The organism is Pseudomonas sp. S2_E02 (genome assembly GCF_054668355.1).
Map to the genome: position 1 here is coordinate 776,604 of NZ_CP162761.1, position 14,152 is coordinate 790,755.

The window sequence follows — 14,152 nt, forward strand, 5'->3', positions numbered from 1 at the left end:
ATCAGTTGATATCTCTGTTGACTGACCCAGCGCTTTCGCGAGCAGGCTCGCTCCCACAGGGGTCACGTGTAGTTGCGCAAACTGAGGGAGTTCTGGAGCTTACATGCACAACAAAGCTGACCGCTTACGCAAAAGCCGTTCCCCGAAAACTGATCCGGCGCTCGGTAAACGACTGCCCCCAGGCCAAGTGCTGACGGAGCGTTTTCCAATCCTGCACGAAGGTGAAATACCGGAATACGACCTCGCCAACTGGTCGCTGCGCCTGTTCGGCACGGTCGACCAGCCAATCGAATTACGTTATGCCGATCTGCAGGCACTGCCGCAACGACAACTGCGCTGCGACATCCATTGCGTGACACGCTGGTCGAAGTTCGACACCGAGTGGAGTGGGGTGCATCTGCAGGATTTGTTGCAGGCGTTCGATATCCAGCCGACATCAGCGTTCGTCATGGCTCATGCCGACCCCGATTACCAGACCAACTTGCGACTCGATGATCTGTTACCCCCCGACAGTCTGTTGGCCACCCACTACGCCGGCCAGCCGCTGAGCGCGCAACATGGCTGGCCACTGCGGCTGGTGGTGGCGGGGCGGTATTTCTGGAAGAGCGCGAAGTGGTTGCGCGGGCTTGAATTCGTCGAGCAGGAGCAAGCGGGATTCTGGGAGCGCAATGGCTTTCATCTGCACGCCGATCCGTTTGCCGAACAGCGTTTCAGTGGTGATGAACTGGATATTGCCGAGGATGCCTGGCTGGAAAAAGAGTTCGACTAAGTTTTCTAGACGCAACCTGTTCAAACATTGAAATACGATCAACCTGTGGGAGCGAGCCTGCTCGCGAAGGGGCCGGGCCAGCTGCCTCTTTGGTGACTGATCCAGCGCTTTCGCGAGCAGGCTCGCTCCCACAGGGGGGGGATGTGTTCCGCACCTTGCTTAGTTGTAGGTTAGTTGGTTCTGGTGTTGGCTAAGCAACACTTATGTTGAACTAAGAACAATCCTTTAGAGCGATCTAACCTAAGCGTTATTGGTTCTTTTGCGATCAACTGAAGCTCGTCTAGCATCGGGCTTCAAGGGGAAACGTCTCACGCTGGGGAAACTGCAATTCACCGTAAAAAAGCTTCACTGCCTTCCAGAAATCCAAAACTACAGCAGACATTGCCGCGCATTGCTTGCCGAACTTTATTGTCGGTAACGGCCGGGTATTAACTGCGATTCAAGGAGCTGTTATATGCATTACCGTTCCCGTTCATTACTGGCGGCCGCTGTCGTGTCCGCTATTTGGCAACTTCCGGCCAACGCCGAAGAAACTTCCGTCAGCGCCGACAGCGAATCCCGACTCGGCACGGTGTTGGTCACCGGCACCCGGGGTACTTCGCGTACCGTGCTGGATTCGCCGGTTCCGGTCGATGTGCTCACCGCCGAAGACCTCAAATCCGCCGGCGCCGCTGATGGTGAACTGGGCGCGGCGTTGCAGACGTTATTGCCATCCTTCAGCCTACCGCGCCAATCCAACTCCGGCGGCGCCGACCATGTGCGCGCGGCGCAACTGCGTGGCATGAGCCCGGATCAGGTGCTGGTGCTGGTCAACGGCAAGCGCCGCCACACCTCAGCGGTGGTCAACGACTCGTCGAAGATTGGTCGCGGTACTGCGCCGGTCGACTTCAACTCGATCCCGCTCAGCGCTATCAAACGTATCGAAGTGCTGCGTGACGGTGCCGGCGCGCAGTACGGTTCAGATGCGATTGCCGGGGTGATCAACATCATCCTCGACGACGCGCCCGAGGGCGGCGAAGTGTCGACCAGTTATGGCGCTTATCACACCCATCAGGACGCCATCGGCAAGACCACCACCGACGGCCAGAACAGCGTGACCACGGCGAAGATCGGCACGCGTTTAGGTGAGGAGGGCGGGTTTATCCGTGGCGGCACCGAATACAAGGATCGCAACCCGACCAACCGCGCCGGTTTTGACGGCTTTGCCGATACCCCCGGCCAGCGCAACTATGTGATGGGCGACGGCGTCGCGCGGGACGTCAACCTCTGGTTCAACAGCGAACTGCCGCTGGCCGGCGGCAAGGCTTACAGCTTCGGTACTTACAACCAGCGCCACACCACCGGCGCCGAGTTCTATCGCTATCCGTACGAACAGCCGCAGTTCTACCCCAACGGCTACTTGCCGCAATCGCTCGGCGACAACAAGGACATCTCCGCCACCGCCGGTTTCAAGGGCCTGATCGGTGACGAGTGGGATTTCGACAGCAGCGTCACCCACGGTCGCAACCGCTTCGATGGATCGACCCGGCGCACGCTGAACGTCAGCCTTGGAGAAGACTCGCCGACGAAGTTCGACACTGGCGATTACGAGCTGCGCCAGACCACCACCAACCTCGATTTCAGCCGCGAACTGCGTCTCGGCGAGCGCTCCTTTGTATTGGCGGTTGGCGGCGAATACCGCTATGAAAACTACCTGACCTATGCCGGTGACGAGGCCTCCTACATCGGCTCCGGAGCCGACGGCGCCAACGGCCTGCGCCCGAGCGAAGAGTCGGATCTGGATCGCAACGTGTTCGGCACTTACGCCGAGTTGTCCGGCGATCTCACTGATCGCTTCTTCGTCGACGCCGCGACCCGCTGGGAACATTACGACGATGCCGGCAGCAAACTCACCGGCAAACTCAGCGGTCGCTACAAGCTCACCGAGCAATGGGCCTTGCGCGGTGCGGTATCGAACAACTTCCGCGCACCGTCGCTGGCCCAAAGCGGCTTCCAGAACACCACCAGCAACTTCGGCGATGGCGGCACGCTGACTGACATCCGCGTGCTCTCGGTCAACGACCCGATCGCCCGCGCACTGGGCGCCGAGAAGCTTGATCCGGAAACCTCGAAGAACTTCAGCCTCGGGCTGACCTTCCAGTTGAACGAACGCTTCGACGCCTCGCTGGACGTGTTCCGCATCGACGTCAAAGACCGCATCACCCTGTCGCAACGCATTGGCAGCGATGCGCTGGAAAACTACATCAACGACAACTTCGGCGTTGCTGGCGTGCACGACGTCAACTTCTTCACCAACGCCGCCGACACCAGCACCGACGGTGCCGAACTGGTGCTCAACTACCATCAGCCGTTTTACGAAGGGCAACTGGGTCTGACCACCGCGTACACCTACAACCACACCAAAGTCACCAGCACCAAAGGCACGCCGTCGCAACTGACGGCGCTGGGCATCGGCAATGACGCCCTCGTTGGCGTCGAAGAAACCAACACCCTGACTGACGCGGCGCCAAAGGATCGCTTCATCTTTTCCGCCAACTGGGCCAGTGAACACTGGGGCCTGCTCGGGCGGTTGACGCGCCAGGGTGAGACCACCCGCGTGTTCGATTTCGGCGACTCGCAACCGGAGCAAACCTACGGTGCCGTGTGGCAACTGGACGCCGAGGTGGCCTACAAATTCACTCCGAAATTCAACATTGCCGTGGGCGGCAACAACCTCACCGACAACTACCCGGAACGCTCCGGTTCGGCGATCAACTACGGCGGCAACCTGCCGTACGACGTGCTCTCGCCAATCGGCACCAACGGGGCCTACTACTACGCTCGCGCCACCTATGGTTTCTGACGCAGGGCCGGGGCGGCACCTGCCGGTGTTTCAGGCGTTGCTGATCACGCTGGGCATGGTGATCACCACCGATATTCTGAAAACCGCGCCGACCGTGGCCCTCAACGTCGGGCCAGAGCATTTCTATCTGGTGTGGGTGCTGGGCGGTGTCGCGTCGATGATTGGCGCGCTGTGTTTTGCCGAGATGGCCACGGCGTTTCCGCACCCGGGCGGCGATTATCACTTTCTGCGCACGGTGTATGGCGAGCGCATGGGATTCTTGTTCGCCTGGTCGCGGTTTTCGGTGATGCACACCGGGTGGATTGCTTTGTCGGCGTTCATGTTTGCCGATTACGTCAACGCGGTGGTGCCGCTGGGTCAGTACGGCTCGGGGCTGTTTGCCGGGGCGGTGATTGCCGCGCTGGTGTTGCTCAATCTGACGGGCAAGCGCATTGGTTTTATCACCCAGACCTTGTTGGTGGGACTGTTGGCACTGGGCTTTTTGAGCATTGCCAGTGCCGGCGTTTTTTTGGCTTGGCAAGGCATCGAAGCGCCTGCGCCGAGTCTTGCGCCCGTCGCGGAAAAAACCGGTATGGCCGGGTTTTCGGCGGCGATGATTTTCGTCTTTCTGGCGTTCGGCGGCTGGAGCGATGCGGCGACGTTGTCGGCGGAAGTGCGTGATGGCCGGCGGGGGATTTTCATCGCCATGCTCGGTGCGCTGAGCGTGTTGATGGCGATCTATCTGGCGCTCAATTGGGCGTTCGTTCAGGGTCTGGGATTCGCCGGACTGGCGGCCAGCAATGCACCGGCGGTTGAGTTGTTGAACCGTGCATTCGGTGCGCCCGGTGTCATGCTGATTTTGCTGATGGTCGGCATCGCCGCGATCGCTACGATCAATTCGACCCTGCTGGTCGGCGCGCGCACCACTTACGCGGCCGCGCGTGATGTGCCGCAACTGCGCGGTTTCGGCGAATGGGACGATCGGCATGGCGTACCGCGTAAAGCGCTGCTGGCGGAAGGTGCGGTGGCGTTGTTGCTGGTGCTGTTTGGCAGTTTTACCCAGAGCGGTTTCAACACAATGGTCGAGTACCTGACCCCGGTGTACTGGCTGTTTCTGAGTTTGAGCAGTGTGGCGCTGATCATTCTGCGGCGGCGTTTTCCCGAGGTGCCGAGGCCGGTCAAGGTGCCGTTGTATCCGCTGTTGCCGCTGCTGTTTTTCGGGTTGTGCCTGTACATGCTGTATTCCAGCGTGACGGTGGTGGGGGTTGGGGCGTTTTTGGGGATTGGAGTGTTGCTGGTTGGTACCGTGCTATTGGCCGGGTTGAGCCGTTTAAAAGCGAACCCTCACCCCAGCCCTCTCCCGGAGGGAGAGGGGGCCGACCGAGGTGTCTTGCGTGATACATCGACCTGACAGACTGAGTCGATTATGGATTCAGTGAAGCAAATACAGGTCGAGGTCGATTATGGATTCGGTGAGGCAAATACAGGTCGAAATCGATTATGGATTCAGTGAGGCAAATACAGGTCGAAATCGATTACGGATTCAGTGAAGCACGTTCAGATCGGCGTACTTCTCCAATATCCCCCAATCAGTTCCCTCTCCCTTTGGGAGAGGGCTAGGGTGAGGGGCTTCTGATTCTAGAAGGACACCTCCGCCGGCTGCGACAACCGCAGCACCGACAAATCCCCGGTAATACGCTTGTAAGCCAGGCGAATCGCTTCGATGTTGCCCGCATTCTTCGGGCTGTTCTCATGCAAGATCACAATCACCTTGGTGCTCAAGCGCTCAGGCTCCTTCGCGCCCTTATCCCGCCACTGCCCATACGCATCGAACACACTGAAACCATCAGGAAATCGCGACGTCACCTCCTGATCAAGAAACTCGCGCCAGCGCGCCGGGCTGACTGCACCGTCCTTGCCATCGATCGGACCAACGGAGAAGTACAACTCGGTGCGAATCCACTGCGCCTGCGCCGGCCGCGAAATATCACCTTGCAAGGTCGAACTGACGGGATCATGGGTGTGAACGGACGCAGGAGGAGGGCTGGCACAACCGGCGACGGCGACGAACAGCGCCGCCAGTAGAAAACGTCGAGGCATGGAACATCCTTATTGAACGATGAGTAAACCGCTCAAGTATAAGGTTGCCGTCTGACCGCCAATAAAGACCTAAAAAGCAGGCATTTAGGCGCTTCCGGAATAACCCTTCACCGCGCAAAAATTGTGGGAGCGAGCCTGCTCGCGAAAGCGATTTTTCAGACAGCGAAAATATTCCATGCCAGAGCCTTACCGATTCATTACGCACTCGCCGGCGGTTTCGCCAACGCAATCTCTGCCGCACCCAGCCGCTTGAGAATCTCGAACAACAAATCACTTTTGGTCACCCCGACAATCCTCGGACTGCCCACATAACCAGTCACCGTCAAGGTAATCCCGTCCGGCGACAACTTGCTGAAGCGCACAAAAGGGGCTGGCTTATCGAGGATGGTTTCGTTCTCCTTGTACGTGTTGAGCAACAGTTCCTTGACCTCTTCGGGATCGATATCCAGCGGGAACACCAGTTCCAGTGACGCCACGCCTTGCGCGCTGCCGCCCAGCGTGACGTTGCGCAGGTTCTGCGAGATCAGTTGAGAGTTGGGCACGATGACGATCGAGCGGTCGCTGAGCTGGATTTCCGTGGCGCGCACGTTGATGCGGCGGATGTCGCCTTCGACGCCACTGATGCTGATCAGGTCGCCGACCTTCACCGGTCGTTCGGTGAGCAGAATCAGCCCCGAGACAAAGTTCTTCACGATCTCTTGCAAACCGAAGCCGATGCCCACCGACAGCGCACTGACGATCCACGCCAGATTGGTCCACTGCACGCCCAGCGACGACAGCGTCAGCAGAATCACGAAGGCGTAACCGATGTTGGAAAACAGCGTGCTCAACGAGGCACACATGCCCGGGTCCATGTCGGTCCTGGGCAGGAACTCGTTGTCGAGCCAGCGACTCAGGGCGCGGATCAGCCAGATGCCGATCATCAGCGCCAGCACGGCATTGAGCAGGTGGCCGGGGACGATGTTCAGCTTGCGCAACCCGGCGCCGCCAAGGATCGCCATGATGTTGCTCGCCAGTTGCCCGAGCGTGGTGCCGATGCCACCGACAAACAGAGCGATCACCGCCAGCAGCATCAGCGCGGCCCGACTGAAGCCGGACAGCAGGATCGAGATCTGATCGAGGCGGCGATCACCGATGCCCAATAACTGTTTGAGCGCCTTGCCGCTCGCATGTCTGGGTGAAAATACGTGCTCGCAGGCGTCCTTGATCAACTGGATCAGCAGGTAGAAACCCGATAAGACAATGTACGCCCACACCAGCTCATAACTGATGAATCGCGCCAGCGACACGTAGCCGGCGAGCAAGGCGATCGCCGAGACAAACATCGAGACGCTGGCGATGGTGTAAATCACCCCGGCAAATGTACTGTTCGCTGCTGCCGCATCATTGGCCGCGACCAGCGCCTTGCGCACTTTGCCGACGCGCAACAACAGGACCGTCACGATCGCCAGCACAACGATCGAAATGACCCCGCGTCCGGCAATCACGATCTGGCTGCTCATGCCGGTGGCATTGCTCACCTGCACCAGCGTCACCAGCACCAATAACGTGCAGGACAGAATGCGCGGGTAGGGCCTGAGCGCCAGCGCCACCTGATCGGCAATCGCCGGCAGGCGCCACGAGGGATGTTCGGTCGACAGCAATGCGCGGCTCAACCCGGTGAGCAGTACGCAGGCATAGACGACCTTTTCGAACTCTTCGGAGAAGGTTTCCAGCACTGGCGGCAAAGGTTGATGACGGGTGCAGGCGTAGAACAGTAATTGCAGGGCAATGGCGGTGGTGGCGATGGTCGCCAGCGCCGAGGCGAACGCCAGCGCACTGCGGCGCAGACGTCCCTCGGGCATGCGGTAAATGCACGCCCAGGTCAGACCGCGTTCGGCCAGCCGGCGACCGAAGGTCCAGATGATCAGCGCCACTAGCACCAGGATACTGGTGAAGAGGCGTTCGCCTGGCGCCCAAACCGTGGCCCAGGTATCACGTACTTGATCGACGAAAAAACGCAGACGCTGACGATCATCGTCGGTCGGATTCACCAGCGGTGACCAGAAACTCGGACTCAGCACGCTGTCAGTGCCCAAGGTCAACTCGCTCTCGAGCAACGTGCGACGAATGCCGGCGATCTGCGTAATCAGGTCCGCCGCGCTCTGCTTCAACGCCGCCAGGCTCTTCAGGGTTCCGTCGACCTTGCTTTTCTGCTCCGCCAGCGCTGCCCGTTGCACGACGATATCCGCCTGTTCCGCCGCCAGATCAGCATCCGGCGCCGCGCCGAGCACCCCCAACTGCACCGCCAGTTGCGCCTGCTGCGGCAACAACGCCGTCGACAACCGATCGACATCCAGAATGAACGCCTGCACCCGATCCTGCGGGCCTTCGAGCTGGTTGTAATTGTTCGCCGCGGAAATCTGTTGCTTGAGGCCGTCGAGGCGTTGTTGCAGCGCCTGCAGTTCGCTTTGCGAAATCACCGGCAGCGGCGCGGCGGCGGTGGTTGCCGGCGCCGGCAAGTCGGCGGCCAATAGCGTCGGACTGCCGCCAACCAGCAGCATGAATGCGACAAAAAACAACGACTTCAATGTGTTGCGCATGGGTGAGGCGGCTCGAATGGATCACACAGTCTATGAGGTTAGGTGATCGAGGCGATTGGCGAGGAAAAGTTTCCGGCAGAGCAGGGTAGGTGAGCAGAACTTGCAGACGCAAAAAGCCCGACGGGTGAGGTCGGGCCTTTATTCGGTGACGGCGGTAAAGCGCTGCATTCAGACGGCGCGGCGTTCGAGCAAACGGTCGGAACCCCCTTCGGCAACGGCATCGCTGAACAGTGGGTCGGTTTCGGTGGCGGCGGCAACGGCATCGCTGAACAGCGGATCAGTCTGGGTGGCGGCGGCTACTGCGTCGCTGAACAGCGGATCGGTTTGAGTCGCGGGAGCGGCAACAGCGTTCAGGGCGAACAATGAGAAAGCGATGCTGAGAAGGGCTTGGCGTTTCATGAGTGTGTGCTCCTTGGGGTAGTGGTCAGGTCTGGAGCCGATGTTACGCCGTGCTATTGATAAGAGAACTTCATTGAATCAATGGTTGTTATTGATGCGGTTAATGGCTGTGCTTTGTGAAGGCGCAACCCTGCACTCAGTCATAGCCGATCTTGACCTGCGCACTGATCAGCTCGGCCAGCATCCGTACAGGTTCGGTGAAGGTCTGGCGCGATCGGTGCACCAGCCCGATATCACGGTGGAACGTGTGCTGACCGAGGTCGAGCACCCGGACGCCGGCAGGCCAGGCAAAGTCGGGCGCCGTCTGCGGCACCAGCGCCACGCCGACACCGTTTTCGACCAGTTTGATAATTGCCTCCAGTTCATCCAGCTCGCAGACCTCGTGCAGGGTGAAATGCATCTGCCGTAAAAAGCGGTCGACCTGCCTGCCGCCAAAGGAAGAGCGGTCGTATCGAATGAATGGCTGGCTGGAAAGCAATTGGGTCCAGTCATCGCCCGGCACATCGCGTGGCACGATCAACCGGTAAGGCTCCAGCGCCAGCGTGGTCCAGCGCAGATCACTTTGCAGTGAGAAGGGTGGTCGGATGATCACGGCCATGTCGATCTCGCCAGCATCCACCAGGTTGACCAGTTCCATCGACAACCCCGGAACGATCCGGGATCTGCACTGCGGGCAGTGCTGGTGAAACTTCGCGAGTGCATCGGGTAGATAAGAGCGCTGCACCGACGCAATGGCGCCGATGTTGACCAGCACGCTGGGCGGCAGCCCCACCGTTGTCGAGCCGAGGCTGTCGTAGAGCCTGAGCAGTTCTTGCGCTTGCAGCAGTATCTGGTGGCCCATTCTGTTGAGGTGTGCCGAGCGCCCCTTTCGGTCGAAAAGCTCGAAGCCGAGTTCGGCTTCCAGGCGCTGGATCTGGGCGCTGACGGCAGCCTGCGTGAGGCCGATCCTGTTGCCGGCTGCAGCGAAAGTACCTTCGCGTGCTACGGCGATGAGTGTCTTCAGTTCTTTGATCATTCACAAATATTAATTGTGTTTCTAAGAAATATATATTGATTTTTATGTTTGGTTTTCCGCCCTAGGATGTTTCCCATCCCCCGGCAGCGGCTGAACCCAAGGCGCCGATGACGGCAGGAATGTTCACCAACCAACAAAAACATGATTGGAGTTTCTGATGAGCCTCTCGCCTTTTCACCTCGCTATCCCCGTTTACGATCTGGCTGCAGCGCGCACCTTTTACGGTGAAGTCTTTGGTCTTGAAGAAGGGCGCTCCAGTACTCAGTGGGTCGATTTCGACTTTTATGGCCACCAACTGGTGATTCATGAACACCCGAAAACCGCGTCCCAGGAAAGCGTTCACAGCAACCCGGTCGACGGTCACGACGTCCCTGTTCCGCACTTCGGCATCATTTTGGGATGGCAACAGTGGGAAGCATTGGCCGAACGTCTGAAGTCCTTTGGCACCGAGTTTGTGATCGAACCTTACATCCGCTTTCAAGGGCAGGTGGGTGAGCAGGCCACCATGTTCCTCTTTGATCCTTGCGGTAACGCCCTGGAGTTCAAGGCGTTCAAGGATATGAGCCAGCTCTTCGCCAAGTGACAACCGTCATGGCACAACCCGGTTGTGCCATTTGGTCCCTAGTGAGCTGGAAGCTCATGACTCTAGCAACTGCCGCTGACGCAGACCTTTCCTTCCAACAAAAAGGCTAGACATGAAACGTATTCCCCTGGTGTGGCAAATCGTTGCCGGGCTGTTGCTTGGCGTGCTCGTCGGTTGGTATTTCAATACCCATCCGCAATATCAAACGTGGGTCAGTACAGAGATCCTCAAGCCCCTCGGTGACATCTTTATCAAGATGATGAAGATGGTGGTTGTACCGATTGTCTTCTGTTGCATGATTCTGGGCATCGCTGGCGGTGGCGATAACAAGTCGTTTGGCCGCATGGGCATCAAGTCGCTGGGTTATTTCTTTGCTATTACCGCGCTGGCCATTGTCATCGGCTTGTGTTTCGCAAACCTCTTTGAACCGGGTAGCGGCACCGATATTTCCGGCCTGTCGCATGGCACGGCATCGATCAGCATGGAACCCTCGAAAGGCGCGCTGGTGATCGTGCAGAACATCGTGCCGGATAATGTTCTGGTGGCGATGTCGGAAGCGAAATTGCTCTCGGTACTGTTCTTCGCCGTGCTGTTCGGCCTCGCTTTGAATGCGCTGCCAAGAGAAAAAAGTGCGCCAGCCATCGCGGTGGTTCAGAGCATTTCCGATGCGATGTTCAAAGTGGTCTCTATTGTCATGGCCTACGCGCCGGTTGGTGTCTTCGGCATGATTGGCGCCACGGTCGCGACCTTTGGTTTTGCCTCGCTGTTGCCATTGCTCAAGTTGATCGGGGTGGTTTATCTGGCGCTGATTGTGTTCGCTCTGGTGATACTCGGCGGCATTTGCTACTTGATTGGGGAGAACATTTTCAAATTGATTCGCTACTTCCGCAGTGAATTGATTCTGGCGTTCTCAAGTGCCGCATCCGCCGCCGTCATGCCGCAGTTGATGAGCCGTTTGGAGCGCTACGGTGTACCGCGGCGGATCGTCAGTTTCGTGGTGCCGGTGGGTTATGCATTCAATCTGGATGGCGCTTCGATCTTCCTCGGCGTCGCGACGATCTTCGTCGCGCAGCTCTATGGCATCGACCTGTCGCTGTCGCAGCAGATCCTGCTAGTGGTGACGATGGTCCTGACGTCCAAAGGCGCGGCGGGGGTGCCCGGGTTTGCCATCATCATCCTCTCCGCTACGTTGGCTTCGGCCGGTCTGCCCCTGGAAGGCGTGGCATTGATCGCGGGTATTTTCAGGATCATCGACAGCGGTACGACCACGCTGAACGTATTGGGCAATGCCATCGCACCGCTGGTGATTGCCAAGTGGGAAAGGGCAGCGCTTGAACCGTCAGGTGTTCATCCCGCTGCCGAAGTGTGAGCCTTCAAGCGTCGGACCCTCACGTTTAAAACCGCACCGATAACGAGTGCACGCCCGCTGGCGCAGGGGCGTTTTTTTTGGGTTGCTTTACTAGACGACCGGTCTATTGAATAGGAGTGCTTATGATTGATAACGCTGTTGATACCGACCTTTTTTCGCCCATGCAGATGGGCGCGCTGCAATTGGCCAATCGAATTGTCATGGCCCCCGTGACGCGCAGCCGGATGGCCGACGACGGCGTACCGAATGAAATGCATGCGACTTACTACGCTCAGCGTGCGAGTGCAGGTTTGATCATCGCCGAGGCGACGAACATTTCCGCTCAGGGACGTGGCTATGCGATGACGCCGGGCATCTGGTCGCAAGCGCAGGTCGCCGGGTGGAAACAAGTCACCGATGCGGTGCACGCGGCCGGCGGAAAAATCGTCTGCCAGCTGTGGCACGTGGGGCGTTTTTCCAGTGTCGAGTTGCAGCCCAATGGCGAAGCGCCGGTCGCACCCTCGGCCATCAAGGCTGAGGGCAGCACGTATACCGAGAAAGGTTTTGTCGAAGTATCGATGCCTCGCGCGCTTGAGATCGCGGAAATTCCCGGAATCATCGAGCAGTACAAACTCGCCGCCGAGAATGCCAAGCGAGCCGGCTTCGATGGCGTCGAAGTGCATTCGGCCAACAGTTATCTGCTCGACCAGTTTCTGCGTGATTCGACCAATCAGCGCACGGACCTCTATGGCGGCTCCATCGAGAACCGTGCGCGGCTGACGCTGCAAGTGACGGAAGCGGTGGCGTCCATCTGGGGCAGCGACCGTGTCGGTATCCGCCTGTCTCCGGTAACGCCCGATGCCGGCAATACGCCGCCCGACAGCAACGTCATGGCGACTTACGGCTACCTGATCCAGCAACTCAATCGATTCAATCTGGCCTACCTGCATTTCGTCGAAGGCGCCACGGCCACTTCTCGCAGCGTTCCTGCGGGCGTGGATCTTGACGCGCTGAGTGCGCAGTTCGACGGCGCGTTCATTGGCAACAACAACTATGACCTGGCGATGGCGCTTGAGCGTCGGGCGCAGGGCCGTATCGATGCGGTGGCGTTTGGGCGTTTGTTTATTGCCAACCCCGACCTGGTCGAGCGCTTGCGCCATGGTCTCGAACTGACCATTGCCCCGCGTGAGAGTTACTACGGCGGTGGCGCGAAAGGCTACATCGATTGGCCAACCGCTAACGCCTGAATGGCAACCCTGACACCGACCGGGCGCAATCGCATTCACTGCAAAGAGGAACGAAACATGAATTATCTACACAACAAAGTCGCCATCGTCACCGGTGCATCTTCCGGTATCGGCGCGGCCACGACGCGTGCGCTGGCGGCACAAGGGGTTCGTGTGGTTGTCGCTGCGCTGGACGAAAAGGGCTTACAGGCTTTCGTCGCCGAGTTGCGTGAGGCCGGCCATGACGTGGTCGCTTTTACTGCTGATGTGACCCGGCTTGAGCAAACCAGAGCACTCGCCAGGTTCGCGCAGGACACCTATGGCGGTGTCGACATTCTGGTGAATAACGCCGGGCTGATGCTGTTCTCCAATTGGGTCGATCTGGTCGTGGAGGATTGGGAAAAGATGATCGACGTGAACATCAAGGGTTATCTCAACGCTACCGCGGCAGTGCTGCCTGTGATGCTGGAGCAGCGGTCCGGGCAGATCCTCAATATGGACTCGGTGGCCGGCCATCAGGTCGGGCCGGCGGCGGGTGTTTACAGCGCTACCAAATTTTTTGTGCAGGCCATGACCGAGTCCATGCGCAAGGAACTGGGCGTACAGCATGGCATCCGCGTCAACACGGTCAGCCCCGGCGTTATCAATACCGGTTGGGCGGACAAGGTCAGTGATCTGCAAGGGCGCAAGGCCGCCCAGGAACTCAACCGCATCGCCATCGCGCCTGACGATGTTGCCCGTGCGGTGATCTATGCGCTCAACCAGCCGGAAAACGTCACCGTCAACGACCTCATCATTTCGCCGACGCGCCAGGACTGGTGAGTGTTGGCTGCTGCAGCCACCGGGTGCCAGCCTTGGCTTCCGGTGGCCTTTGTAACTCACCCCCAACGAAAGGAAACAACCATGTCGAAGAACATCAAGGCTGTACCGACCGCCGAATACACCGCTGTCATCGCCACCGCCAATCAATACGTCGAAGGTCTTCGGGTCGGTGATGCTCAAGGCGTTGCTCAAGCCTTCCATAAAGAGGCGGTGATGTACGGTTTCACCAACGGCGAATTACTCGGCGGCCCGATCAAGAACCTGTTTGATTTCGTCGAGAAAAACGGTGCTGCCCCGCAAATCAGCACACGTCTTGACGTGCTGGCGATCACACCGACCACCGCAGTGGTGCGCGTGGACATGGAAACCGATGCGATCGGTGCTGACTACAACGACTACCTGACCCTGATCAAAATTGGCGGCGTCTGGAAGGTCATCGCCAAGGTTTATCACCAGTTCGAGGCCTGAGTCTCGGTCGATCCCGGTA

The 14,152-nt window shown here is 58.8% G+C and carries 12 protein-coding genes; 8 read left to right on the plus strand and 4 right to left on the minus strand.

What is annotated here, in order from left to right; genetic code table 11:
* Positions 1–103: 103 nt before the first annotated feature.
* From AB4O01_RS03450 to AB4O01_RS03460, 3 genes are all read left to right on the plus strand, one after another.
* Complete coding sequence (locus AB4O01_RS03450; RefSeq protein ID WP_093433440.1) at positions 104–769, plus strand: sulfite oxidase-like oxidoreductase; 666 nt, start codon at positions 104–106, stop codon at positions 767–769.
* A 454-nt stretch (positions 770–1,223) separates the two neighbouring features.
* Entirely contained in the window at positions 1,224–3,611 is a 2,388-nt protein-coding gene (locus AB4O01_RS03455; protein WP_093433437.1) for a TonB-dependent receptor plug domain-containing protein, read from the plus strand.
* On the plus strand, positions 3,601–5,001 hold the full coding sequence (locus AB4O01_RS03460; protein WP_093433434.1) for an APC family permease: 1,401 nt from the start codon (positions 3,601–3,603) through the stop codon (positions 4,999–5,001). The genes AB4O01_RS03455 and AB4O01_RS03460 overlap by 11 nt, the downstream gene beginning before the upstream one ends.
* A 227-nt stretch (positions 5,002–5,228) precedes the next feature.
* On the opposite strand, the gene AB4O01_RS03465 is transcribed toward AB4O01_RS03460, so the two are convergent.
* From AB4O01_RS03465 to AB4O01_RS03480, 4 genes are all read right to left on the minus strand, one after another.
* The gene (locus AB4O01_RS03465) at positions 5,229–5,690 is read right to left on the minus strand and encodes a DUF3574 domain-containing protein (protein ID WP_093433431.1); all 462 of its coding nucleotides are present in this window, start codon (positions 5,688–5,690) and stop codon (positions 5,229–5,231) included.
* A 197-nt stretch (positions 5,691–5,887) separates the two neighbouring features.
* Positions 5,888–8,272: a DUF3772 domain-containing protein gene (locus AB4O01_RS03470; RefSeq protein WP_460090694.1), complete on the minus strand. Its 2,385-nt coding sequence runs from the start codon at positions 8,270–8,272 to the stop codon at positions 5,888–5,890.
* 168 nt (positions 8,273–8,440) lie between these two features.
* Positions 8,441–8,671, minus strand: a complete 231-nt coding sequence (locus tag AB4O01_RS03475; RefSeq protein ID WP_095049881.1) for a hypothetical protein — start codon at positions 8,669–8,671, stop codon at positions 8,441–8,443.
* A 136-nt stretch (positions 8,672–8,807) separates the two neighbouring features.
* The gene (locus tag AB4O01_RS03480) at positions 8,808–9,686 is read right to left on the minus strand and encodes a LysR family transcriptional regulator (RefSeq protein WP_099758913.1); all 879 of its coding nucleotides are present in this window, start codon (positions 9,684–9,686) and stop codon (positions 8,808–8,810) included.
* Positions 9,687–9,843: 157 nt separating this feature from the next.
* Between AB4O01_RS03480 and AB4O01_RS03485 the strand changes: the two genes are divergently transcribed.
* The 5 genes from AB4O01_RS03485 (at position 9,844) to AB4O01_RS03505 (ending at position 14,133) form a co-directional block, all read left to right on the plus strand.
* Positions 9,844–10,269, plus strand: coding sequence for a VOC family protein (locus AB4O01_RS03485; RefSeq protein ID WP_026000724.1), 426 nt, complete (start codon positions 9,844–9,846; stop codon positions 10,267–10,269).
* Between the two features lie 112 nt (positions 10,270–10,381).
* Entirely contained in the window at positions 10,382–11,638 is a 1,257-nt protein-coding gene (locus AB4O01_RS03490) for a cation:dicarboxylate symporter family transporter (RefSeq protein ID WP_460090696.1), read from the plus strand.
* A 122-nt stretch (positions 11,639–11,760) separates the two neighbouring features.
* Entirely contained in the window at positions 11,761–12,864 is a 1,104-nt protein-coding gene (locus AB4O01_RS03495) for an alkene reductase (protein WP_460090697.1), read from the plus strand.
* Between the two features lie 57 nt (positions 12,865–12,921).
* Positions 12,922–13,665, plus strand: coding sequence for an SDR family oxidoreductase (locus tag AB4O01_RS03500; protein ID WP_460090698.1), 744 nt, complete (start codon positions 12,922–12,924; stop codon positions 13,663–13,665).
* A gap of 81 nt (positions 13,666–13,746) precedes the next feature.
* Complete coding sequence (locus tag AB4O01_RS03505; protein ID WP_095049886.1) at positions 13,747–14,133, plus strand: nuclear transport factor 2 family protein; 387 nt, start codon at positions 13,747–13,749, stop codon at positions 14,131–14,133.
* Positions 14,134–14,152: the final 19 nt, after the last annotated feature.

Excerpts from the sequence above, each read along its gene's own strand:
- AB4O01_RS03450 (WP_093433440.1), top strand. The coding sequence starts at position 104 with ATGCACAACAAAGCTGACCGCTTACGCAAAAGCCGTTCCCCGAAAACT.
- AB4O01_RS03455 (WP_093433437.1), top strand. The coding sequence starts at position 1,224 with ATGCATTACCGTTCCCGTTCATTACTGGCGGCCGCTGTCGTGTCCGCT.
- AB4O01_RS03460 (WP_093433434.1), top strand. The coding sequence starts at position 3,601 with ATGGTTTCTGACGCAGGGCCGGGGCGGCACCTGCCGGTGTTTCAGGCG.
- AB4O01_RS03465 (WP_093433431.1), bottom strand. The coding sequence starts at position 5,690 with ATGCCTCGACGTTTTCTACTGGCGGCGCTGTTCGTCGCCGTCGCCGGT.
- AB4O01_RS03470 (WP_460090694.1), bottom strand. The coding sequence starts at position 8,272 with ATGCGCAACACATTGAAGTCGTTGTTTTTTGTCGCATTCATGCTGCTG.
- AB4O01_RS03475 (WP_095049881.1), bottom strand. The coding sequence starts at position 8,671 with ATGAAACGCCAAGCCCTTCTCAGCATCGCTTTCTCATTGTTCGCCCTG.
- AB4O01_RS03480 (WP_099758913.1), bottom strand. The coding sequence starts at position 9,686 with ATGATCAAAGAACTGAAGACACTCATCGCCGTAGCACGCGAAGGTACT.
- AB4O01_RS03485 (WP_026000724.1), top strand. The coding sequence starts at position 9,844 with ATGAGCCTCTCGCCTTTTCACCTCGCTATCCCCGTTTACGATCTGGCT.
- AB4O01_RS03490 (WP_460090696.1), top strand. The coding sequence starts at position 10,382 with ATGAAACGTATTCCCCTGGTGTGGCAAATCGTTGCCGGGCTGTTGCTT.
- AB4O01_RS03495 (WP_460090697.1), top strand. The coding sequence starts at position 11,761 with ATGATTGATAACGCTGTTGATACCGACCTTTTTTCGCCCATGCAGATG.
- AB4O01_RS03500 (WP_460090698.1), top strand. The coding sequence starts at position 12,922 with ATGAATTATCTACACAACAAAGTCGCCATCGTCACCGGTGCATCTTCC.
- AB4O01_RS03505 (WP_095049886.1), top strand. The coding sequence starts at position 13,747 with ATGTCGAAGAACATCAAGGCTGTACCGACCGCCGAATACACCGCTGTC.